This window comes from Klebsiella sp. B345 (assembly GCF_051131735.1).
Taxonomy (GTDB): Bacteria; Pseudomonadota; Gammaproteobacteria; order Enterobacterales; family Enterobacteriaceae; genus Klebsiella.
Window position 1 is genome coordinate 4,487,413 of record NZ_CP180443.1, and the last position, 21,947, is coordinate 4,509,359.

The 21,947-nt window shown below is 56.6% G+C and carries 19 protein-coding genes and 1 pseudogene; 8 read left to right on the top strand and 12 right to left on the bottom strand.

Features of this window, described 5'->3' with window-relative positions; genetic code table 11:
• Positions 1 to 14 precede the first annotated feature (14 nt).
• On the top strand, positions 15 to 1,682 hold the full coding sequence (gene glnS / locus ACMYSO_RS21045; protein WP_434585905.1) for a glutamine--tRNA ligase: 1,668 nt from the start codon (positions 15 to 17) through the stop codon (positions 1,680 to 1,682).
• A gap of 131 nt (positions 1,683 to 1,813) precedes the next feature.
• Here glnS and ACMYSO_RS21050 read toward each other — a convergent pair whose 3' ends face one another.
• On the bottom strand, positions 1,814 to 2,473 hold the full coding sequence (locus tag ACMYSO_RS21050) for a DUF1345 domain-containing protein (protein WP_434667553.1): 660 nt from the start codon (positions 2,471 to 2,473) through the stop codon (positions 1,814 to 1,816).
• Between the two features lie 475 nt (positions 2,474 to 2,948).
• On the opposite strand from ACMYSO_RS21050, the gene chiP reads away from it, so the two are divergent.
• Together chiP and chiQ are read left to right on the top strand one after the other, a co-directional pair.
• Entirely contained in the window at positions 2,949 to 4,352 is a 1,404-nt protein-coding gene (chiP, locus tag ACMYSO_RS21055) for a chitoporin ChiP (RefSeq protein ID WP_434667556.1), read from the top strand.
• A 47-nt stretch (positions 4,353 to 4,399) separates the two neighbouring features.
• Complete coding sequence (chiQ, locus tag ACMYSO_RS21060; RefSeq protein ID WP_434587021.1) at positions 4,400 to 4,732, top strand: ChiQ/YbfN family lipoprotein; 333 nt, start codon at positions 4,400 to 4,402, stop codon at positions 4,730 to 4,732.
• An 83-nt stretch (positions 4,733 to 4,815) separates the two neighbouring features.
• On the opposite strand, the gene fur is transcribed toward chiQ, so the two are convergent.
• The 4 genes from fur to ybfF all read right to left on the bottom strand — a co-directional run bounded on the left by fur (position 4,816) and on the right by ybfF (position 7,441).
• A complete protein-coding gene (fur, locus tag ACMYSO_RS21065; protein ID WP_123755968.1) occupies positions 4,816 to 5,268 on the bottom strand; it encodes a ferric iron uptake transcriptional regulator in 453 nt (150 codons plus the stop codon).
• A gap of 292 nt (positions 5,269 to 5,560) precedes the next feature.
• Positions 5,561 to 6,091: a flavodoxin FldA gene (gene fldA / locus ACMYSO_RS21070; protein ID WP_174508395.1), complete on the bottom strand. Its 531-nt coding sequence runs from the start codon at positions 6,089 to 6,091 to the stop codon at positions 5,561 to 5,563.
• Positions 6,092 to 6,240: 149 nt separating this feature from the next.
• Positions 6,241 to 6,534, bottom strand: a complete 294-nt coding sequence (gene ybfE, locus ACMYSO_RS21075; protein WP_174508396.1) for a LexA regulated protein — start codon at positions 6,532 to 6,534, stop codon at positions 6,241 to 6,243.
• A 133-nt stretch (positions 6,535 to 6,667) separates the two neighbouring features.
• The gene (gene ybfF, locus ACMYSO_RS21080) at positions 6,668 to 7,441 is read right to left on the bottom strand and encodes an esterase (protein WP_434667560.1); all 774 of its coding nucleotides are present in this window, start codon (positions 7,439 to 7,441) and stop codon (positions 6,668 to 6,670) included.
• Positions 7,442 to 7,624: 183 nt separating this feature from the next.
• Between ybfF and seqA the strand changes: the two genes are divergently transcribed.
• Together seqA and pgm are read left to right on the top strand one after the other, a co-directional pair.
• Positions 7,625 to 8,173 carry a replication initiation negative regulator SeqA gene (gene seqA / locus ACMYSO_RS21085; RefSeq protein WP_434585900.1) on the top strand — a complete coding sequence of 183 codons (549 nt, stop codon included), beginning with the start codon at positions 7,625 to 7,627 and terminating at the stop codon, positions 8,171 to 8,173.
• 32 nt (positions 8,174 to 8,205) lie between these two features.
• Positions 8,206 to 9,846, top strand: coding sequence for a phosphoglucomutase (alpha-D-glucose-1,6-bisphosphate-dependent) (gene pgm, locus ACMYSO_RS21090; protein ID WP_434585899.1), 1,641 nt, complete (start codon positions 8,206 to 8,208; stop codon positions 9,844 to 9,846).
• Positions 9,847 to 9,936: 90 nt separating this feature from the next.
• On the opposite strand, the gene kdpE is transcribed toward pgm, so the two are convergent.
• The 6 genes from kdpE to kdpF all read right to left on the bottom strand — a co-directional run bounded on the left by kdpE (position 9,937) and on the right by kdpF (position 17,819).
• Positions 9,937 to 10,614 carry a two-component system response regulator KdpE gene (gene kdpE / locus ACMYSO_RS21095; RefSeq protein WP_434667563.1) on the bottom strand — a complete coding sequence of 226 codons (678 nt, stop codon included), beginning with the start codon at positions 10,612 to 10,614 and terminating at the stop codon, positions 9,937 to 9,939.
• 92 nt (positions 10,615 to 10,706) lie between these two features.
• On the bottom strand, positions 10,707 to 13,394 hold the full coding sequence (gene kdpD / locus ACMYSO_RS21100; protein ID WP_434667566.1) for a two-component system sensor histidine kinase KdpD: 2,688 nt from the start codon (positions 13,392 to 13,394) through the stop codon (positions 10,707 to 10,709).
• A gap of 1 nt (position 13,395) precedes the next feature.
• Entirely contained in the window at positions 13,396 to 13,971 is a 576-nt protein-coding gene (gene kdpC, locus ACMYSO_RS21105) for a potassium-transporting ATPase subunit KdpC (RefSeq protein ID WP_434667569.1), read from the bottom strand.
• A 10-nt stretch (positions 13,972 to 13,981) separates the two neighbouring features.
• Positions 13,982 to 16,030 carry a potassium-transporting ATPase subunit KdpB gene (kdpB, locus tag ACMYSO_RS21110; RefSeq protein WP_434667572.1) on the bottom strand — a complete coding sequence of 683 codons (2,049 nt, stop codon included), beginning with the start codon at positions 16,028 to 16,030 and terminating at the stop codon, positions 13,982 to 13,984.
• A 20-nt stretch (positions 16,031 to 16,050) separates the two neighbouring features.
• On the bottom strand, positions 16,051 to 17,730 hold the full coding sequence (gene kdpA / locus ACMYSO_RS21115; RefSeq protein WP_434667575.1) for a potassium-transporting ATPase subunit KdpA: 1,680 nt from the start codon (positions 17,728 to 17,730) through the stop codon (positions 16,051 to 16,053).
• Complete coding sequence (gene kdpF, locus ACMYSO_RS21120; RefSeq protein ID WP_123755977.1) at positions 17,730 to 17,819, bottom strand: K(+)-transporting ATPase subunit F; 90 nt, start codon at positions 17,817 to 17,819, stop codon at positions 17,730 to 17,732. Before kdpF ends, kdpA begins: the two co-directional genes overlap by 1 nt.
• A 309-nt stretch (positions 17,820 to 18,128) precedes the next feature.
• Between kdpF and ACMYSO_RS21125 the strand changes: the two genes are divergently transcribed.
• The 3 genes and pseudogenes from ACMYSO_RS21125 to phrB all read left to right on the top strand — a co-directional run bounded on the left by ACMYSO_RS21125 (position 18,129) and on the right by phrB (position 20,388).
• Positions 18,129 to 18,335 carry a DUF2517 family protein gene (locus tag ACMYSO_RS21125; protein WP_123755978.1) on the top strand — a complete coding sequence of 69 codons (207 nt, stop codon included), beginning with the start codon at positions 18,129 to 18,131 and terminating at the stop codon, positions 18,333 to 18,335.
• Positions 18,336 to 18,465: 130 nt separating this feature from the next.
• Positions 18,466 to 18,918, top strand: a pseudogene (locus ACMYSO_RS21130) (YbgA family protein); the annotation flags it as partial.
• A 27-nt stretch (positions 18,919 to 18,945) separates the two neighbouring features.
• Positions 18,946 to 20,388 carry a deoxyribodipyrimidine photo-lyase gene (gene phrB, locus ACMYSO_RS21135; protein ID WP_434667578.1) on the top strand — a complete coding sequence of 481 codons (1,443 nt, stop codon included), beginning with the start codon at positions 18,946 to 18,948 and terminating at the stop codon, positions 20,386 to 20,388.
• Here phrB and dtpD read toward each other — a convergent pair.
• Entirely contained in the window at positions 20,360 to 21,838 is a 1,479-nt protein-coding gene (gene dtpD, locus ACMYSO_RS21140; protein ID WP_434667581.1) for a dipeptide permease DtpD, read from the bottom strand. The genes phrB and dtpD overlap by 29 nt on opposite strands.
• Positions 21,839 to 21,947: the final 109 nt, after the last annotated feature.

Below are 21,947 nucleotides of genomic sequence, written 5' to 3' on the forward strand. Positions count from 1 at the left end.
TTGAGGAACCCACGATGAGTGAGGCAGAAGCCCGCCCGACTAACTTTATTCGTCAGATCATTGATGAAGATCTGGCTACTGGTAAGCACACCACCGTTCACACGCGTTTCCCACCGGAACCGAACGGTTATCTGCACATTGGCCATGCAAAATCTATTTGCCTGAACTTCGGTATTGCTCAGGATTATCAAGGCCAATGCAATCTGCGTTTCGATGACACCAACCCGGTGAAAGAAGATATCGAATACGTTGAGTCGATTAAAAACGACGTGCAGTGGTTAGGTTTCCACTGGTCCGGGGAAGTTTGCTACTCGTCTGATTATTTTGATCAACTGCACCAGTATGCCGTTGAGCTGATTAACAAAGGCCTGGCCTATGTAGACGAACTGTCGGCGGATGAAATTCGCGAGTACCGCGGTTCGCTGAAAGCGCCGGGTAAAAACAGCCCGTACCGCGATCGCAGCGTCGAAGAGAACCTGGCGCTGTTTGAAAAAATGCGTGCCGGTGGTTTTGAAGAGGGCAAAGCCTGCCTGCGTGCGAAAATCGATATGGCTTCGCCGTTTATCGTGATGCGCGATCCGGTGCTGTACCGTATTAAATTCGCCGATCACCACCAGACCGGCAGCAAGTGGTGCATCTACCCGATGTACGACTTTACTCACTGCATCAGCGATGCGCTGGAAGGCATTACTCACTCGCTGTGTACTCTGGAGTTCCAGGATAACCGCCGCCTGTACGATTGGGTGCTGGATAACATCAGCATCCCGGTTCACCCGCGTCAGTATGAATTCTCGCGCCTGAATCTCGAATACACCGTGATGTCTAAGCGTAAGCTGAACCAGCTGGTGACCGAGAAACACGTTGAAGGCTGGGATGATCCGCGTATGCCGACCATTTCTGGTCTGCGTCGTCGTGGTTATACCGCTGAGTCCATCCGCGAGTTCTGCAAGCGCATTGGCGTGACCAAGCAGGACAACACCATTGAGATGGCGTCGCTGGAATCCTGCATCCGCGAAGACCTCAATGAAAACGCTCCGCGTGCGATGGCGGTGATCGATCCGGTTAAACTGGTTATCGAAAACTACCCGCAGGGCAGTAGCGAAATGGTGACGATGCCGAATCATCCGAACAAGCCGGAGATGGGCAGCCGCGACGTTCCGTTCAGCGCCGAGATCTGGATTGACCGCGCTGACTTCCGTGAAGAAGCCAACAAGCAGTACAAGCGTCTGGTGCTGGGCAAAGAAGTGCGCCTGCGCAATGCCTACGTGATCAAAGCCGAGCGCGTAGAGAAGGATGCAGAAGGTACCATCACCACCATCTTCTGTACCTATGATGCCGATACGCTGAGCAAAGATCCTGCCGATGGCCGTAAGGTGAAAGGCGTAATTCACTGGGTGAGTGCAGCACACGCGCTGCCGGTTGAAATCCGTCTTTACGATCGTCTGTTCAGCGTGCCGAACCCGGGCGCAGAGGACGATTTCCTGACGGTTATGAACCCGGAGTCACTGGTGATTAAGCACGGCTTCGCGGAGCCGAGCCTGGCGGATGCACAGGCCAGCAAAGCCTATCAGTTCGAGCGTGAAGGCTATTTCTGCCTCGATAGCCGTTATGCTACCGCTACCCATCTGGTGTTTAACCGCACCGTGGGCCTGCGTGATACCTGGGCGAAAATCGGCGCATAAATCTGCGTCGCATATTGCCATCAAAAACGCCGCGCTAAGCGGCGTTTTTTTTTATCTCACCTGTCACGACCTCTTTGCTGACAACAGTCGCTCAGGCGTTGTCTGGCGCATCCTGCCGGCCATTTCTGTCGCTAACTTAATAATCCGGCCCCGACATTTACCGATAGACCCAGAATAATGAGATTAAATATGAATGAGATAACCGACTGGAGCAGGGTTATTTTACGCATGTCGGTGGTCCCCGTAGCGACATCTGCGGTTTGCGAGGCGACGGCGATAGTGAAGGAGTAGTAGAGAAAATCCCAATAACCCGGCGCGTCGGGTTTTTCCGGGAAAATCATCGGCGTGACCTCATCGCTGAGGGTCAGGTAATGTCGGTGCGCGTAATGCATGGCGAAAGAGCTTGGTAACAAAGTCCAGGAGGCAATCAGAGTGGTTGCCGTCAATACCAGATGCAGTACCCGGGTGCCACCGGTAAGGTTCTTCAGGGTGGAAAGCTCGCTGAGAATGGTAATGATACTGGCCGAACAGGCCAGTATCATCAGGGTTAATACCAGGGTCGCGCTCTGGTCTTGTATTCTGGCGATACGTGGGATATCGCTGACGTTGGTTAACAGCATTCTCAACCACATAAACAGCAAATACAGCCACGCCAGCACGTTCCAGCTAATCAACGCGCGCTGAATAGTCCCCAATCCTCGCGGTAGTAAGAAATAGCTTATTAATGCCGCGCACACCGCCAGCAGCAGCCAGAATCGCCCCTGAAAATAAGTTGTTAACTCAAAACGCATGGCTTCAATAACTTTATAAGGCAATGAATAGATTAACTGTAGATCATTGAATTTCGTCGGGAGGAGGGGACGACAAATATTCCCGCTGAAACGATGCGCCAACAAGCAGGGGCGGTAATTTTCGTGATGCGAATTAATCTTGTTTGCAGCTGGCTGAATTTTCCTCCGGGTCTGCTGGCGATGTTGGCGTGAAAAAGCGTTGTAAGCGCTTTCATTTCTTTTTTGTCCTGATTTTGCAAGCACTTCCGCGATAAAAGTATGACGGCTAATATTGTAACAAAAAGAAATAGAATATGTGCGCTTTGTCATAATCTTAAGCTTTGGTCGGCGAAAGAGATTGATAATTCGCGTCACGAAAAATAGTCTATCAATAGTGGTTATGCGGATTTTTACCGCTCCACTTTTTAGCAGTCTTATTTATTTTTTCGCGGTTTGCCCTTGGCACCGCTTTTAAAACGTCAAAGAGGATATGCACATGCGTACGTTTAGTGGCAAACGTAGTACGCTGGCGTTGGCTATTGCCGCCGTCACCGCGATGTCGAGCTGGATCGTTGTTCCGCAGGCCAGCGCAGCAGGATTTATTGATGATTCCACATTAACCGGCGGTATCTATTACTGGCAGCGTGAGCGTGACCGTAAAGATGTGACCGACGGCGATAAGTACAAAACCAACCTTTCTCACTCCACCTGGAACGCCAACCTCGACTTCCAGTCTGGTTATGCTGCCGATATGTTCGGTATCGACGTGGCGGCCTTTACCGCCATCGAAATGGCGGAAAGCAGCGAAAGCGGACACCCGAACGAAATTGCCTTCTCTTCACGAAATAAAGCGTATGACGAAGATTACTCTGGCGATAAGAGCGGGATCAGCCTGTATAAGGCCGCGGCGAAATTTAAATACGGCCCGGTATGGGCGCGTGCTGGTTATATCCAGCCAACCGGGCAAACGCTGCTGGCTCCGCACTGGAGCTTTATGCCGGGTACCTACCAGGGTGCTGAAGCCGGAGCCAATTTTGATTACGGCGACGCCGGTGCGCTGAGTTTCTCCTACATGTGGACGAACGAATATAAAGCGCCGTGGCACATCGAGATGGATGAGTTCTACCAGAACGACAAGAAAACCAAAGTCGATTATCTGCACTCACTGGGCGCCAAATACGATTTTAAAAATGACCTCGTGCTGGAAGCGGCGTTTGGTCAGGCTGAAGGCTATATCGACCAGTATTTTGCCAAAGCCAGCTACAAATTTGATATTGCCGGTACGCCGTTAAACACCAGCTACCAGTTCTACGGTACGCGTGACAAAGTCAGCAACGGCGGCAGCAACGATATTTACGACGGTACCGCCTGGCTGCAGGCATTGACCTTCGGTTACAAGGTCGCTGATGTGCTTGACCTGCGCCTGGAAGGGACCTGGGTGAAAGCCGACGGTCAGCAGGGTTACTTCCTGCAGCGTATGACCCCAACCTATGCGTCGTCCAACGGTCGTCTTGATGTGTGGTGGGATAACCGCTCTGACTTCAACGCCAACGGTGAAAAAGCGGTGTTCTTCGGCGCGATGTATGACATGAAAAACTGGAACATGCCGGGCTGGGCGTTTGGCGCATCATACGTTTACGCATGGGATGCTAAGCCGGGCAGAATGTCCACGCCGGACGCTTATTACAACGCGGATACCCGTCTGAAAGAGTCTGCCTACAGCCTGGATGCCATGTATACCGTCCAGGACGGGCGAGCCAAAGGTACGCTGTTCAAACTGCACTTCACGCAGTACGACAACCACTCCGATATCCCGAGCTGGAGCGGTGGTTATGGCAACATCTTCCAGGATGAGCGTGACGTGAAATTCATGGTTATTGCCCCGTTCACTATTTTCTGATGCCGTCGCGGCAGGCCTGAACCTGCCGCAACTCTGAGAGGTTAATGATGAAGAAACTATTGCTCATCGCACTAATGGCATCAGGGCTGGTAGCCTGTACGCAGTCTCCTGCGCCGAAAGAAGATACAAAACTGAAAGATGCCTACAGCGCCTGCATTAATACGGCGGAAGGTAACCCGGACAAAGTCCAGGCCTGCCAGAGCGTGCTGGATGTGCTGAAAGAAGATAAGCAGCATCAGCAGTTCGCCAACCAGGAAAGCGTACGAGTCCTCGATTACCAGCAGTGTATTCTGGCGACCCGCACCGGCAACGATCAGGCGGTGAAGGCGCGTTGCGACCAGATCTGGAAAGAGATCCGCAGCAACAATACCAAACCCTGATAACCTCCTGCCAACTCCGCATAATCAGTGCATAAAAAAAGCCAACCGTCAGGTTGGCTTTTTACTGTTTGCACGCGGGAAACTTATTTTTCCACCGCGTCGTGTGCATGCTCATCTTCGCGGCAATCGCCTTCTGCACAGTGGCCGTACAGGTACAGGCTGTGGTTGGTCAGACGGATGCCGTGACGGGTAGCGATTTCACGCTGGCGCGCTTCAATAGAGTCATCACTGAACTCGATCACTTTGCCGCAATCAAGGCAGATAAGGTGATCGTGATGATGCTGCTGCGTCAGTTCGAAAACAGATTTACCGCCTTCGAAATTATGGCGGGTAACAATGCCTGCATCGTCAAACTGGTTCAGTACGCGGTAAACGGTAGCCAGACCAATTTCTTCACCCATGTCGATCAGGCGTTTGTATAAGTCTTCCGCACTGACGTGATGGTTATCCGGTTCCTGCAAAACTTCCAGGATTTTTAATCGTGGAAGTGTGACTTTCAGGCCAGCCTTCTTTAATGCGGTATTGTTGTCAGTCATGCGGAATCTGTCCTGTTGCTAATCGATCTACTTCCATCAGCGGAAGTAATACAGAGAATCACCCGATGTAATGCGTCTCATTATAGAACTGCCATGTTGAAATGAAAACCGCAAGCATCGTGCCTTGTATGCTGTTAAAAACGAGGTGCCAGTTACAAACTGCGTCACCTGACCTCATCGAATCAGAGGACATTGTACAGATATGTGGTTAAAAGTTAAAAACTTGTAGCTATTAGTTTTATTGCTTTTACCTATCAAAACGGCGAAACCATAAGGTAACGCCGTTTGATCATTATGCGTTTTTGATTTCTTCGAGATGCAGCTCTTCAGAAACCTGCTTCACCCACTGCGAGACACGTTCGTTGGTCAATTCAGGCTGGCGATCTTCATCGATAGCCAGACCGACGAAGTGGTCGTCATCCGCCAGGCCTTTAGAGGCTTCAAAATGGTAGCCCGCCGTCGGCCAGTGGCCCACGATAGTGGCGCCGCGCGGCTCGATAATGTCGCGAATGGTGCCTAATGCATCACAGAAATATTCTGCATAGTCTTCCTGGTCGCCGCAGCCAAACAGCGCAGCCAGTTTACCGTTGAAGTCGACCTCTTCCAGCGTCGGGAAGAAATCGTCCCAATCACACTGTGCTTCACCGTAGTACCAGGTAGGAATGCCGAGCAGCAGAATGTCGTAGGCTTCCAGATCTTCTTTGCTGCTCTTGGCAATGTCGTGAACATCAGCAACATCTTTACCAAGCTGCTTCTGAATCATTTTTGCAATATTCTCGGTGTTGCCCGTGTCGCTGCCAAAAAAGATGCCGATGATTGCCATGAGTAAAATAACCTCTTGAAACTTAATAATGTGGTAGTGGCGTAATGCCCGCAGATAACGGCAATCATAGCAGAACAGGCGAGGGGGCGGAAACAGCAATCACGCCCGACTGCACACTCTGCTACATGAAAGCGTTTTTTTGAGGATTTTCAGGCTTTATCCTGGCGATGCAGGGCTGCCAGCTGAGTCATGAGTATCTCTTCGATCAAATCGCTGCGGTTCATATTGCGTGCTTCCGCAAGCTCATTGAGTGCGTCTACTGCCTCCGCGTTGAGTTTTAGCTCAACACGCTTCAGCCCGCGAACTTTATCGCGCTTGAGCTGATTACGTTTGTTGATGCGCAGTTGTTCATCGCGCGCAAGCGGATTGGTCTTTGGTCTTCCCGGGCGCCGCTCGGTTGCGAACAAATCTAATGTCGTACGGTCCGTTTGTTCTTTTGCCATGATTCTGAGTGACTTCGGGGAAACAGGTTGTCGGGCTATAGCCGACACAGATAGCGCGCCATAATACATCAGGCGAACCGCTGCGCCAACGACCGCGGGCATTCTGCTGCGCGGTCGGGCAGTTTTTAGCCAGTTAGGCCTGTCGCGTGCTCAGATAGCGGCGAATTGCGCGTAAAACGGCCTCCGGTTTCTCGGCATGGACCCAGTGGCCGGCTCCGGCAATCACATGGGCCCGCGCCTGCGGGAACTGGGCGAGCAGGGTGTCACGATAGGCATCGGTGACGTAAGGTGAATTCCCGCCTGGGATAAACAGCGCCGGATGCGGCCACGCCGGGATGGGTTCCCAACCCACAATGTGCGGGTACTGGTCCCATAACACCGGTACGTTAAAGCGCCACTGGCCGTCGACGAAAGATTTCAGCAGGAACTGAATCACACCTTCTTCCTGCAGATGTTCACGCATAACGGCCGCTGCCTGCTGGCGGGTGGTCGAGGCGGCGGTGGTGACGGCATTAATGGCGGCAAAAATTTCGTCGTGGCGCCGTACGTGATAATCCACAGGGGCAATATCGATAGCGACCAGGCCATCAATGCGCTCGGCTGCCACGGCGCTGAGCGCCATCACTGCTTTGCCGCCCATCGAATGACCAATAAACGTGGCTTTCTCAATCTGCCGATCGTCCAGTGTATCGATCAGATCCTGCGCCATTGCCGCGTAGGTCATCTCTGGCGAACGTGGGGAAAGCCCATGATTGCGCATATCAACCTGCACAACATCGTGGTCACTGACCAGATCGCGAGCGAGGATCCCGAGGTTGTCGAGACTGCCGAACAGACCGTGGACGAGGATGACAGGAGAATTATTGTGCGGATTTTGTGCAGATTGCGCGCGGCTATTTAATTTCATGGCAAAGTTCTTTTTTTCGCTTCGTCGGGTTAGGGTATTATGTTGGACATTCTGCCATCCGGCTGCAAGACCCAGAGCTATCTGAGTTTTACCGCCATCCTGGTTTGACGCTATTCGCGGTCAGGATTTGTCCTTATAATCCTGACAACTTGTATTCAGAATAAGATATCGCACTGGATTAAGATGAAAACAATTGAAGTTGATGATGATCTCTATCGCTATATTGCCAGCCACACCCAGCATATTGGTGAGAGTGCATCCGACATTTTACGGCGCATGCTGAAATTTTCCGCCGCTTCCCAGACTACCGCACCGATCGCGAAAGCGGTTCCGGCACCGTCAGCGACTCCTGTCGTTGAGGTTAAACCTGCGAACCCGGCGAAAGATAAAGTCCGCGCCATGCGCGAACTGCTGTTATCAGATGAGTACGCCGAACAAAAACGCGCGGTTAACCGTTTTATGTTGATCCTGACGACGCTCTATTCTCTGGATAATAAAGCGTTTTCCGAGGCGACCGAGTCTCTGCACGGACGCACCCGCGTCTACTTTGCCGAAGATTCACGGATCCTGCTGAAAAGCGGCAACCAGACCAAGCCGAAACAGGTTCCGGGTACGCCGTGGTGGGTCATCACCAATACCAATACCGGCCGCAAATGCAGCATGATTGAACACATCATGCAGTCGATGCAGTTCCCTGCGGAATTAATTGAGAAAGTCTGCGGCACGATCTAGTTTTATTCACCTTGCATCAGAAGGATCAGGCAATGGCAATCGATAAGCGTGCGGGGCAACCTGCACAACAGAGTGATTTGATTAACGTCGCTCAGTTGACCGCGCAGTACTATGTACTGAAGCCGGAAGTGGGCAATGCAGAGCATGCAGTGAAGTTCGGGACCTCAGGCCATCGCGGTAGCGCGGCTCGCCATAACTTCAATGAGCAGCACATTCTGGCGATCGCTCAGGCGATTGCGGAAGATCGCGCGAAGAACGGTATCACCGGTCCATGCTACGTTGGTAAAGACACCCACGCGCTCTCTGAACCTGCTTTTATTTCCGTACTGGAAGTGCTGGCGGCGAACGGTGTTGATGTTATCGTGCAGGAAAACAACGGTTTCACCCCGACACCGGCCATTTCCAACGCTATTCTGGTGCACAATAAAAAAGGCGGCCCGCTGGCTGATGGCATCGTGATTACGCCGTCCCACAACCCGCCGGAAGATGGTGGCATCAAATACAACCCGCCAAACGGCGGCCCGGCTGATACCAACGTCACCAAAGTGGTTGAGAATCGTGCCAACGAACTGCTGGCTGCCGGCCTGCAGGGCGTCAAACGCATCTCTCTCGACGCAGCGCTGGCATCGGGTCATGTGAAAGAGCAGGACCTGGTGCAGCCGTTTATCGAAGGGCTGGCGGATATCGTCGATATGGCGGCAATCCAGAAAGCTGGCCTGAAGCTCGGCGTCGACCCGTTGGGCGGTTCCGGTATCGAATACTGGAAACGCATCGCTGAATTTTACAAGCTTGATCTGACCATCGTTAACGATCACGTCGATCAAACTTTCCGCTTTATGCACCTCGATAAAGACGGCGCGATCCGTATGGACTGCTCCTCTGAGTGCGCAATGGCGGGCCTGCTGGCACTGCGCGATAAGTTCGATCTGGCCTTTGCCAACGATCCGGATTATGACCGCCACGGTATCGTGACGCCGGCTGGCCTGATGAACCCGAACCACTACCTGGCAGTGGCGATCAACTACCTGTTCCAGCACCGTCCGCAGTGGGGACAGGATGTGGCCGTCGGTAAAACGCTGGTCTCTTCCGCGATGATTGACCGGGTGGTAAACGACCTGGGCCGCAAGCTGGTGGAAGTGCCGGTTGGCTTCAAATGGTTTGTTGACGGTCTGTTCGACGGCAGCTTCGGCTTCGGCGGCGAAGAGAGCGCCGGTGCATCGTTCCTGCGCTTTGATGGTACGCCGTGGTCGACCGACAAAGACGGGATCATCATGTGCCTGCTGGCCGCTGAAATCACCGCGGTCACCGGTAAAAACCCGCAGCAGCACTATGACGAACTGGCTGCCCGCTTCGGCGCGCCGAGCTACAACCGTCTGCAGGCATCGGCAACCTCCGCACAGAAAGCGGCGCTGTCGAAACTGTCTCCGGAAATGGTCAGCGCCAGCCAGCTGGCAGGTGACCCGATCACCGCCCGCTTGACTGCGGCACCGGGCAACGGCGCCTCAATTGGTGGTCTGAAAGTGATGACCGACAACGGCTGGTTTGCCGCGCGTCCGTCAGGCACGGAAGATGCCTATAAGATTTACTGCGAGAGCTTCCTTGGCGAGGCCCACCGCAAGCAGATCGAGAAAGAAGCGGTTGAGATCGTCAGCGAAGTGCTGAAAAACGCCTGAGTCAGGTGACAATCTGGCGCATGGGTTAAGCGGCAGATCGTGATAAAAGGGTTCCATGATCGTCATGGAGCCCTTTTTTGTTGTACCGGGTTACGGCATAAAGCGATAACCGATGCCGGTTTCGGTCAGCAGATGCTGCGGACGCGCCGGATCGACCTCCAGCTTTTGCCGCAGGTGCCCCATATAAATGCGTAAATAGTGGCTGTGTTCTACCGCATTCGGTCCCCACACCTGGTTGAGCAGGTGGCGTTGGGTGAGCACTTTGCCGGGATTACTCAGCAGGGCGGTCAGCAGCCGAAACTCAATGGGCGTCAGGTGAATCTCTTCCTCGCCGCGAACAATTCGACGGGCCGGGATATCGACCTGGATATCCGCGAAACGCACCACCGGCTCATCCGCCTGTGTCCCGGCGTGGCGGCGCAACGCCACCCGCAGCCGGGCCTGCAGCTCACCGATGCCAAAAGGTTTACTGAGATAGTCATCGGCCCCAGCGTCCAGCGCCGCGATTTTATCGTGCTCCTCGGTGCGGGCCGACAGCACCAGAATCGGCATCTGGCTCCACTGGCGCACTTCACGGATAAATTCATTGCCGTCGCCATCGGGCAGGCCAAGGTCAAGGATCGTTAAATCAGGTTTGCGGGTAGCGGCTTCAATCAGGCCCCGTTGCAGGGTATCGGCTTCAAATACGCGCATGCCGTCGGCTTCCAGCGCGGTGCGCAGAAAGCGGCGGATGGCATGTTCATCTTCGATAATGAGTACGTTAATCACCAGTTCTTCCCGTTCAGACAGATAAGCGATACTGCGCCTGAAACGCCCAGGATAAACACGGACTCGTACCGGAGAATGTCACCGCTGTCGGGTCAGGCAGCGCCATGCCACTCATCCAGCTCCGGGGGCGTTTCTCGCGGCAGTGTAACACGGAAGCAGGCGCCGCCTTCCGGTCGCGTGTGGGCGCTGATGGTTCCACCGTGTACTTCGACGATTGCCCGGCAGATAGCCAGCCCCAGCCCAACGCCCGGGATCGCCGACTCCTTGTGCCCGCGGGCGAACTTATCAAAGATAGCCTGTTCCTTGCCGCTCGGGATCCCGGGGCCGTTATCCCACACGCTCAACAGTAGTTGGTTCTCATCGGCCTGCGCGCTGATGCCGATCTGCGCCTGGGAACCGGCATATTTCCAGGCATTCTCCAGCAGGTTGATCAGCACCCGTTCAAACAGCGGGCCATCGACGTGAACCAGCAGCAGCGGGTCGGGTAACGCCAGCTGAATATGTTGCCCGCCAAGGCCCGGCTCCAGCATCCGTAAGGCACTGCCAATTACCTCTTCGAGGGTCAGCCACTCTTTATTGAGGTTAAAGCCGCCGGACTGGATACGCGCCATATCCAGCAGATTGTTCACCAGCCGGGTGGTGTTCAGCACGTGCTGGCGAATTTCATTGGCCTGGGGCGCATGTTTCGAGCCCTCGCTGGCGAGGTCGAGGGTCAGAATCTCCGCCTGGCCGAACAGCACGGTCAGCGGCGTACGTAAATCATGGGAGAGGGCTGCCAGCAGTGAGTTACGCAGGCTTTCCCGCTCGCTGTTGAGCCGGGCCTGCTCCTCGCTGGCGGTCAGCGTCAGGCGTTCCAGCGCGCTGGCGACCAGCAGCGTAAAGGTCTCCAGCAGGCGCTGTTGCTCGGGGATCATTAACTGACGCAGGTTATCCGGCTCAACCACCAGCAGCCCCCAGGTGCGGGAGGCGCTTTTCAGCGGTAAAATTTGATAGGGAACGCCGGGCAGCGTGTCGGTACCGGCCCCGGCCGGCTGGCCCTTATCGAAGCTCCAGTGGGCGATGGCATCATCCCACGAGGTCAGGCCGGGCTGCTGGGTCAGCGGATGCAGTTTGCCGCTACCGTCGGGCAACAGTAGCTGGCCGCGGGCCTGAAAGGTCGAGGCGATAAAGCGCTCGCTGGTGGCGGCAATATCATCTTCGCTGCGCCCGACCGCCAGCGCTTTTGACATCTCATACAGATGACGGGTGCGCTGCTCGCGGTAGCGCGCGACACGCGCCTGATAGCGAACGCCGGCGGTGAGATTACCAATCAGCAGGCCGACGGTCAGCATCACCCCAAAGGTCAGAAGATATTGCACGTCGGAGACGGCGAGGGTACCGCGTGGCGAGACAAAGAACAGGTCGAAGCTGACCACGTTAATCACCGTCGCCAGCACCGACGGCCAGCGCCCGTACACCAGGGCGATGATCACCACGCCGAGCAGATAGAGCATCACCAGGTTGGCGGCTTCGAAACCGACCAGCCATTGCATTGCCACCAACGTAATCACTGCGCATAGCGCGAGAGCCACAAAGCAGCCCTGGATCTGCAGGCGCCACTTTTCCATAGTGGTTCGGGTATCGTTCGCTCGTGCAGGCAGGGGAGCGCTTTTTTCATCGAGGGCGATGACCACCAGATCGAGGTCTGGCGCATAGCGCGCAAGCCGGTCGGCAAACCCGGTACGGTTCCACCAGCGGCGTTGGCCCTGACGGCCGATGACGATTTTGCCGAGGTTATGTTCCCGGGCGTAGTGCAGCACCGCCTTTTCTTCATGCGGGTCGGAGAGGGTCGCCGTTTCCGCTCCCAGCTCTTGTGCGAGCCGCAGGGCCGCGAGGATAGACCGGCGTTTGGCTTCCGGCAGGCGGTGCAGGGAGGGGGTTTCGACATACACCGCGTGCCAGATGCTGCCGAGTCGGGCGGCCAGACGCGCGGCGGCGCGCACCAGCTTTTCACTGCCGGTATTGTGGCCGATGCACAGTAAAATGGTATCGCGGGTATGCCAGACTTTCTCCTGGCCCTGGTGGTCGCGCCAGGCGCGCATCTGCTCATCCACCCGGTCGGCGGTGCGCCGCAGCGCCAGCTCACGCAGGGCGATCAGGTTTCCTTTGCGGAAAAAGTTTTCGATAGCCCGCTCGGCCTGGCCGCCAATATAGACCTTGCCCTCATTCAGGCGCTGGCGGAGATCGTCGGGAGGCAGGTCGACCAGCACCACGTCGTCGGCGGCGTCAAAGAAGGGGTCGGGGACGGTTTCGCGCACCTGCACGCCGGTAATGCCGCTGACGACATCGTTCAGGCTCTCCAGGTGCTGGACATTGACCGTGGTAAAGACGTCGATCCCGGCATCAAGCAGCTCTTCGACATCCTGCCAGCGCTTGGGATGGCGTGACCCTGGGGCGTTGCTATGCGCCAGCTCATCCACGAGGATCAGCGCCGGGCGGCGTGCCAGCGCGGCGTCGAGATCGAACTCGTGGACGTAGCGCCCACGATGCGAAAGGCGGCGCTGGGGGAGGGTGCTAAGCCCCTCGAGCATCGCCGCGGTTTCTTTGCGCCCGTGGGTTTCCGCCACGCCGATCAGAATATCCAGCCCCTGAGCGCGGAGCCGCTGCGCTTCGGCTAACATGGCCCAGGTTTTTCCGACCCCGGCACAGGCGCCAAAGAACACTTTTAGCTTGCCGCGATGCGGCTCGCCGGTATGTTGCAACAGGCGGTCCGGGTCAGGGCGCAGCGGCTCGTCACTCATGTTACTTATCCTTCAGGGCATCCAGTGCCATATTCAGTTGCACTATATTTACCACAGGTTGACCGAGAAAACTGACCAGCGGTTTTTCGGTTGCGTCATTGACCATCCGGGTCAGCTGTTCAGCGCTGAGGCCACGAGCTTTGGCGATGCGTGGCACCTGCCAGAGCGCCGCTGGTGGCGTAAGATGACTATCCAACCCGCTCGCCGACGCGGTGACCAGCTCTACCGGAACGCGTGGGTCCGCATCCGGATTGGCCTGACGCAGCGCGGCAACGCGCGCGCTGATAGCCTTATCCATCGCCGGGTTGCTGGCGGCGAGGTTACTGCCGCCGGAGGCCAGCGGATTATCCGGCGTCTCTGCGGTCGCCGACGGGCGTCCCTGGAAATAGCCCGCATCGGTAAAGTTCTGGCCAATCAGGCTGGAGCCGCGCACTTCACCGGCGATACGGATCAACGAACCGTTAGCCTGCTGGGGGAACCACCACTGCCCGAGCGCGGTGGTCAGCAGGGGATAGACGCCGCCGGTGATCAGCATTAACAGAATAAATAGCACAAGTGCCGGTCGAATCAATGTCATGGTCATTTCCTCACAGCAGCCCGGTCAGGGTCAGTAACAGATCGATAGCTTTGATGCCGATAAACGGCACCAGCAACCCGCCGAGGCCATAGACCCACAGGTTGCGTCGCAGCATGGCCGAAGCGGACAGCGGGCGGTAGCTCACCCCCTTCAGCGCCAGCGGGATCAGGAAGACGATAATCAGCGCGTTAAAGATAACCGCGCTCAGAATGGCCGACGCCGGCGAGTGCAGGTGCATGACGTTCAGCATCGCGAGCTGCGGATAAACCGCGGCAAAGGCGGCCGGAATAATGGCAAAATACTTCGCCACGTCGTTGGCGATACTGAAGGTGGTTAACGAACCTCGGGTCATCAGCATCTGCTTACCGATATGGACCACTTCAATCAGCTTGGTCGGGTTCGAGTCGAGGTCCACCATGTTGCCGGCTTCTTTCGCCGCCTGGGTACCGGAGTTCATCGCCACCGCCACATCCGCCTGCGCCAGCGCCGGGGCGTCATTGGTGCCGTCGCCGGTCATTGCTACCAGTCGTCCTTCGGACTGATACTGGCGAATCAGCGCCAGTTTGGCTTCCGGAGTCGCTTCGGCAAGGAAATCATCGACGCCCGCTTCGGCGGCAATCGCCGCGGCGGTCAGGCGGTTATCACCGGTGATCATCACCGTTTTGATGCCCATCTTACGCAGCTGAGCAAAACGTTCTTTAATCCCGCCTTTGACGATATCTTTCAGCGAAATGACCCCCAGCACGCGTTCGCCTTCGGCCACCACCAGCGGCGTCGCCCCCAGACGGGCAACCTCTTCCACCTGCTTATCGACATCGGCCGGAAAGTGCCCGCCGTTGGCTTCAACGTGACGACGAATGGCATCGACGGAACCTTTACGGATCATGCGGCTATCGATATTAATGCCGCTCATGCGGGTCTGGGCGGTAAAGGGAACAAAGGTCGCGTGCAGCGACTGCAGATCCCGTTCACGCAGGTTAAAGCGCTGTTTCGCCAGCACCACGATGCTGCGTCCTTCCGGTGTTTCATCCGCCAGCGAGGAGAGCTGGGCGGCATCGGCGAGGGTTTTTTCTTCCACCCCCTGGGCCGGCAGGAAAGCCGAGGCCTGGCGGTTACCTAGGGTGATCGTACCGGTTTTATCCAGCAGCAGTACGTCAACGTCACCCGCCGCCTCCACCGCACGCCCGCTGGTGGCGATGACGTTGGCACCCAGCATGCGGCTCATCCCGGCGACACCGATGGCGGAGAGCAGACCGCCGATGGTGGTGGGGATCAGGCATACGAGCAGGGCGACCAGCACCGTGACGCTGACCGCGCTACCGCTCCAGGCCGAGAACGGCCAGATGGTGGCGGTGGCGAGCAGGAATACCAGCGTCAGGGCGATCAGCAGGATCGTCAGCGCAATTTCGTTGGGGGTTTTACGGCGTTGCGCGCCTTCCACCATGGCGATCATCCGGTCAAGGAAGGTTTCCCCGGGGTTGACGCTACAGCGGATCACCAGCCAGTCAGAGAGAATGCGCGTCCCGCCGGTCACCGAGGCGAAGTCGCCGCCGGATTCGCGGATCACCGGTGCGGATTCGCCGGTAATGGCACTTTCGTCCACCGAGGCGCCGCCTTCAATCACTTCGCCATCACACGGGATGATATCGCCGGCTTCCACCAGCACGATGTCGCCTTTGCGTAAATCGTCGGCCGGAATATGGTCGATGGGGGCGTCATGTTGAGGCGCACGCAGCTTACGGGCAAAGGCGGTCTTTTTGACCCCTTTGAGGCTGTTGGCCTGGGCTTTACTGCGACCCTCGGCCATGGCTTCAGCGAAGTTGGCGAACAGCACGGTAAACCACAGCCAGATACTCACGGCGGCGGTAAACCCGGCGCTACCGGTGAGATGCCCGCTGGCCATCGCCACCGCCAGCAGAGTGGTGATCAGGCTGCCGATCCAGACGATGAACATCACCGGATTGCGCCACTGAACCATCGGGCTGAGTTTTTTCACCGCGTCCAGCAGCGCCTGGCGCACCAGCGTCGGCTCCAGCAGGGCTAATTGTTTGCGACTCATAACAGATTGCTCCGCATCACTTAAAGTAAGGAAAAGTGTTCCGCCAACGGGCCAAGCGCCAGTGCGGGAATAAAGGTCAGAGCGCCGACCAACAGCACGGTGCCAATCAGCAGACCGACAAACAGCACATCGTGAGTGGCGAGGGTACCGGCGCCGGTGGGCTGGATTTTTTTCGTCACCAGCGAGCCGGCGATAACCATGACCGGCACGATGACGCCAAACCGACCGACCAGCATGCAAAATGCCAGCAGCAGGTTCCAGAACGGCGTAGCCGCGCCGAGACCGGCAAAAGCGCTACCGTTGTTGTTGGCGGCGGAGGTCACGGCGTACAGCACTTCGCTGAAACCGTGAGGGCCGGGGTTGAACATCCCCGCGCGCCCGGCGTCGGTCATCATTGCCAGCGCGGTGCCCAGCAGGACCAGCGTTGGGGTTACCAGAATCGCCAGAGCGATCATCTTCATCTCACGCACGTCGATTTTCTTACCGAGATATTCCGGCGTACGGCCGATCATCAGCCCGGCGATAAACACCGCCAGCATGACAAACAGCAGCATGCCGTACAGCCCGGAACCGACACCGCCGAAGACGACTTCACCGATCTGCATCAGCCACATCGGGACCATGCCGCCGAGGGCGGTAAACGAGTCATGCATGGCGTTCACCGCGCCACAGGAGGCGGCGGTGGTGATAACCGCAAACAGACTGCTGGTTAAGATGCCAAAGCGACTCTCTTTGCCTTCCATGTTGATGCTGCTGTCCGCGCCCAGCGTCAGCAGATGTGGATTACCCTGGGTTTCCGCCCACATCACCACCACCACGCAGGCGATAAAGATCAGGGTCATGGCCCATAAAATCGCGTGTCCCTGGCGGCGATCGCCGACCACGTCGCCGAAGGCAAAGCACAGTGCCGCGGGGATCAAGAAGATCGCCAGCATCTGTACCATATTGCTCAGCGCGGTGGGGTTCTCAAACGGGTGGGCGGAGTTGGCGTTAAAGAATCCGCCGCCGTTGGTGCCGAGCATTTTGATCGCTTCCTGTGAGGCTACCGGCCCCATAGGCAGCGACTGATGCAGGCCCTCCAGCGAGGTGAAAGCCTGATATGGCAGGAGGTTTTGCGGCACGCCCTGCTGAATAAAGAACACCGCGATCAGCAAGGAGAGCGGCAGCAGCAGCCACAGGGTGATGCGGGTGAGATCGACCCAGGCGTTGCCCAGGGTCGTGACCTGCTGGCGAGACCAGGCGCGAGTAAAGGCAAAAATCACCGCAATGCCGGTCGCCGCTGAGAGGAAGTTCTGCACCGTCAGCCCGGCCATCTGGCTGAGGTAGCTCATGGTGCTTTCCCCGGCATAGGCCTGCCAGTTGGTGTTGCTGATAAAGCTCACCGCGGTGTTCAGCGCCAGATCCCAGGAGAGACCGGGCAGATGCTGAGGGTAGAACGGCAGCGCCCCCTGGCACAGCAACAGGACGAACAGCACCAGCAACCCGAGCGCATTGAACAGCAAAATGGCCAGCAGATACTGGCACCAGTTCATCTCCTGGGTGCCGATACCCGAGATCCGCCATATTCCACGTTCAATACCGGCAAGACCCGGGAGCGGGGTATCGTTGATCATCCTGGCAAGCAGCGTCCCTGTGGGACGTGCCAGTACCATCAGCAGTAAAAGAAAACTGGCGATAAGTAAAAATCCTTGTGCGGCCATCAGAATGCCTCCGCATTTATCAAGGCGTAGACCAAATAAGCCAGCAACAGGAATACCAGCGTAACGCCAGCAATGACGCCTGCACTCACAATCCACCTCCGGGTGTCTTTACGATTTACCCGGAGGATAGGAATTTTGGTGCAAAGATTTTGCAAAAATCAGAATCGGCGGTGTAAAAAAAATATAAAAATCGCAAAAACCACAATTTAACCAATGGTTAGTATTAATTTAACTGTTTCGTAACTTATTTACCGGATGAATGTAAATAAAGGCTAAATCGTTAGCTTTTAGTGGTCGGATGAGTAGTAAAATTACACGCAAAGCGGTATTATTTTAGCCAGAAAGACATTGTGACTTTACCGGCGTCGATTGCCGGCCTGACAAAGGGGAGAGAAATTATGACGTTGTACAAAAATTATCCTGCTCACGTAATCTTTTTACGTCGTGCCTTCGCCGTTGTGGCTGGCGTAGCGGCATTTCCGCTGATGCTGTTCTGGAAAGACCGCGCCCGCTATTACAGCTGGCTGCACCGCGTCTGGGCGAAAACCAGCGAGCAGCCGGTGTGGATGGCCCAGGCCGAAAAAGCCGCCGCTGATTTTTACTGATCGTCTCCGCCAGACACCACGACCGCCGGTTTTCCGGCGGTTTTTTTTATCGCTTCTGATCTACACTTATGACGTGCAACCCTAAGGAGCCGCAATGAGTGAGAGTTGGTTAGAGGACGATGATAAAACCCGTTTGTACACCCTGCGTGAACTGGATACGCTGCATCATGAGGGCCTGACCCGCGGCAAGCTGATCGACTTCCACAGTCGCTATAAACTTATCCTGCTGGCTCATTCGCAGCCTGAATACCGCAAAATTGGACCGTTTGTTGCCGATATCGCACAATGGCCGTCGCTGGAAGCCTTTTTTGTCGCCTACCGTGAGCGTCTGGTGAGCCTGCTGGCGCACCCGTCAACCCGTCGCAATCATACTAACGTGCTGATGCACGTTCAGGGCTATTTCCGTGAGCATTTGAGCGCGCCACAAAAGCAGGAGCTGGTCGCCTTGATCGATGACTATCGCCTGGGCCGACAGCCTCTGCTTGCGCCGGTGCGCCTCCTGCAACACTATATGACTGAATTTCCTGATACTTACCTTGCCGGGCAGCGTTATTTTAACCCCTGGCCGGAAGCATCGGACTAACACGACGTCACTGATTGCAGGAGTTTTATGACCACTCATCTGGTCTGGTTTCGCGCGGACTTACGTATCCATGACAACCTCGCGCTGGCTGCGGCCTGTCGCGATCCCCACGCGACGGTGCTGGCGCTGTTTATCGCCACGCCGGAACAATGGCGCCAGCACGGCATGGCGCCGCGTCAGGCGGCATTTATCGCTCAGCATCTGCAAAGTCTGCAGCTGGCACTGGCCGAGCGCGGTATTCCGCTCGAGGTAATTGAGGCCGACGACTTCGCTGCCAGCGGCGAACGGCTGGCGGAATACTGCGCGCAGCGGCAGGTGAGCCACCTGTTTTATAACTACCAGTATGAAATTAATGAGCGCCAGCGCGATGCGTTGGTGGAAAAAAGGCTGAGCGGCCTGGTGTGTCAGGGGTTTGACGATGCACTGCTGCTGCCTCCCGGCAGCGTGTTAACCGGCAATCGCGAAATGTACAAGGTGTTTACGCCGTACAAAAATGCCTTCCTGCGCCGGCTACGCGAGGCGCTGCCGGAATGCGTTGCCGCGCCAAAGGTCCGCCCCGACGGGCCGCTGCAAGCAACATCGCTGCCGGAGATTCGCTATCCGCAGCAGGAGTTTGATACACAACTGTTTGCCGCCGACGAAAAAACAGCCATTGCCCGGCTACGCACCTTCTGCCAGCAGCAGGTCGCCGATTATGACCAGCAGCGTGATTTCCCCGCCCTGGAGGGCACCAGCCGGCTGTCGCCCTGCCTGGCCGTTGGCGTACTTTCTCCGCGTCAGTGCCTGCATCGTCTGCTGGTGGAGCAGCCTGCCGCGCTCGACGGCGGAGCGGGGGCAGTGTGGCTGAACGAGCTCATCTGGCGTGAGTTTTACCGCCATTTAATGGTGTTCCACCCACGGCTATGCAAAGGGCGACCGTTTATTGCGTGGACCGATAACGTCGCGTGGCGTGATGATGAGCAGGGATTACAGGCGTGGCAAAATGGCCAGACTGGTTTTCCGATTGTCGATGCCGCCATGCGCCAGCTCAACGCCACCGGCTGGATGCATAATCGTCTGCGGATGATTGTCGCCAGTTTTCTGGTGAAGGATCTGCGCATAGACTGGCGTGCGGGCGAACGCTATTTTATCAATCAGCTTATTGATGGCGACCTGGCGGCCAATAACGGCGGCTGGCAATGGGCCGCGTCGACCGGCACCGATGCCGCGCCCTATTTTCGAATTTTTAATCCCACCACGCAGGGGGAGAAGTTTGATAAGGCGGGAGCGTTTATTCGTCAATGGCTGCCCGAGCTGGCGGAGGTGCCGGAGAAAGCGCTGCATCAGCCGTGGCTGTGGGCCGATAAGCAAGGCGTGACGCTGGCGTATCCGCGACCGTTGGTCGATCACAAGCAGGCGCGGCTGGAGACGCTGGCAGCCTGGGAGGCCGCCAGCAAAGGGTCTACTCCACCGCCAGCGCGCGAGTCTTAACGCGCAGGGCAGAGTACAGCCAGATAACCAGCACCAGGCCGACGCAGGCTAAGGCGCCCCAGGTTATCTGGCTGAAAACATGAATGTAGGCATCAATGGCGTAACCGGCCGCACCGGCTTCATCAAAGGACCCTTGGGCGGTCTGGTCAGCAATCACTCCCGCCAGATAGTTGGCGATGGCCCCGGACAGCAGCATATAGATGCCGGTCAGCACGCCGGTCACGCCGGGGATCTCGATGCGGGTGATTTGCGCCATCGCCACCGGGTCGATAAACAGTTCGGCAAAGCCCATCACCGCCAGACCCAGCACCATTAACGGCATCGATGACTGGCCGTAGGTCGCTGACCAGCGGGCGCTTAGGGTCAGAATGCAGAACCCGGCGCTCATCAGGCCGAGGCCGAGCGCAAACTTACCCCAGATCCGCACGGTGCGATTCCCGCTAACCGTCTCTTTCACCAGCCACGCCAGCACCATTCCACAGAGCATCACCGCGAAGGCGTTCACCGACTGGAACATGGCCGTCGGCACTTCGTAGCTCATCACATGACGGTTAACAAAGCGGTCGATATACAGGCTGATAGAGCTGCCACCCTGCTGTGCAAAGGCCCAGAACAGCAGACTGAAGCCAGTCAGAACGATAATCAGCCGCAGGTCGCTGCGTTGTTTCGCCGTTTCTGCCCGCCGATAAATGCGGGCCAGCACCAGCAGACCAATGACGGTGGCGACAATCAGCGCATAGACTGACCACTCTTTCCAGAACAGAACGGTAATCAGCAGCGGCGCGGCGACCAGCAGCACCAGCAACCAGCCCCAGTTCGGCAGCAGAAAGTGGCGCGCGCACAGGGCTTCGCGATTGACGCCGGCGGTATGGCGGAAATGGCGACCGCCGCAGAGGAAAATAACCAGCCCGGCAATCATCCCGATGGCAGCGAGGGCGAAGCCCATGGCCCAGCTGTACTCTTCCTGTACGTAACCGCAGGCGATTGGGGCGACGATCGAACCGATATTGCCCGCGGCGTACATCAGCGAGAAGCCGCCATCGCGGCGCGGATCGGTCGGTTCATACAGTTCGCCCAGCAGGCAGCTGACGTTGGATTTAAACAAACCGTAACCGCAGACGATGATTGCCAGCGACAGGTAAAGGAAGGTCGGGGCAATTTCGCTGGCGCCCAGCACCAGATGGCCGATCGCCATCAACAGGGCACCGAGCATCACCGCCATCCGGTTGCCGAGCAGCTTGTCGGCCAAAAAACCGCCGAGGATTGGCGTGACGTAAACCAGCGAGCAATAGGCGCTGAACAGGGCGTAGGCGTGGTTATCGTCATACTTGAGCTGATTGGTGAGATATAAAATCAGCAGCGCCCGCATGCCATAGAAACTGAAATACTCCCAGATTTGCAGCGCGACAACGTAATAAATTGCCCGCGGCTGCGATGATTGTCTGTTCATGTAACGTTTAATTCCTGCCAAAAAAAGAAAGTCGATCTTTCTGCATGAATAGCGATTTCGTAGTGATATTCATGGCTTACCAGGCTTTCTGGTTATTTAATATGCTTTA

Excerpts from the sequence above, each read along its gene's own strand:
- glnS (WP_434585905.1), top strand. The coding sequence starts at position 15 with ATGAGTGAGGCAGAAGCCCGCCCGACTAACTTTATTCGTCAGATCATT.
- dtpD (WP_434667581.1), bottom strand. The coding sequence starts at position 21,838 with ATGAACAGACAATCATCGCAGCCGCGGGCAATTTATTACGTTGTCGCG.
- fur (WP_123755968.1), bottom strand. The coding sequence starts at position 5,268 with ATGACTGACAACAATACCGCATTAAAGAAGGCTGGCCTGAAAGTCACA.
- kdpA (WP_434667575.1), bottom strand. The coding sequence starts at position 17,730 with ATGGCCGCACAAGGATTTTTACTTATCGCCAGTTTTCTTTTACTGCTG.
- ACMYSO_RS21125 (WP_123755978.1), top strand. The coding sequence starts at position 18,129 with ATGACGTTGTACAAAAATTATCCTGCTCACGTAATCTTTTTACGTCGT.
- kdpD (WP_434667566.1), bottom strand. The coding sequence starts at position 13,394 with ATGAGTGACGAGCCGCTGCGCCCTGACCCGGACCGCCTGTTGCAACAT.
- fldA (WP_174508395.1), bottom strand. The coding sequence starts at position 6,091 with ATGGCAATCATCGGCATCTTTTTTGGCAGCGACACGGGCAACACCGAG.
- seqA (WP_434585900.1), top strand. The coding sequence starts at position 7,625 with ATGAAAACAATTGAAGTTGATGATGATCTCTATCGCTATATTGCCAGC.
- pgm (WP_434585899.1), top strand. The coding sequence starts at position 8,206 with ATGGCAATCGATAAGCGTGCGGGGCAACCTGCACAACAGAGTGATTTG.
- ACMYSO_RS21050 (WP_434667553.1), bottom strand. The coding sequence starts at position 2,473 with ATGCGTTTTGAGTTAACAACTTATTTTCAGGGGCGATTCTGGCTGCTG.
- ybfE (WP_174508396.1), bottom strand. The coding sequence starts at position 6,534 with ATGGCAAAAGAACAAACGGACCGTACGACATTAGATTTGTTCGCAACC.
- chiQ (WP_434587021.1), top strand. The coding sequence starts at position 4,400 with ATGAAGAAACTATTGCTCATCGCACTAATGGCATCAGGGCTGGTAGCC.
- phrB (WP_434667578.1), top strand. The coding sequence starts at position 18,946 with ATGACCACTCATCTGGTCTGGTTTCGCGCGGACTTACGTATCCATGAC.
- chiP (WP_434667556.1), top strand. The coding sequence starts at position 2,949 with ATGCGTACGTTTAGTGGCAAACGTAGTACGCTGGCGTTGGCTATTGCC.
- kdpB (WP_434667572.1), bottom strand. The coding sequence starts at position 16,030 with ATGAGTCGCAAACAATTAGCCCTGCTGGAGCCGACGCTGGTGCGCCAG.
- kdpC (WP_434667569.1), bottom strand. The coding sequence starts at position 13,971 with ATGACATTGATTCGACCGGCACTTGTGCTATTTATTCTGTTAATGCTG.
- ybfF (WP_434667560.1), bottom strand. The coding sequence starts at position 7,441 with ATGAAATTAAATAGCCGCGCGCAATCTGCACAAAATCCGCACAATAAT.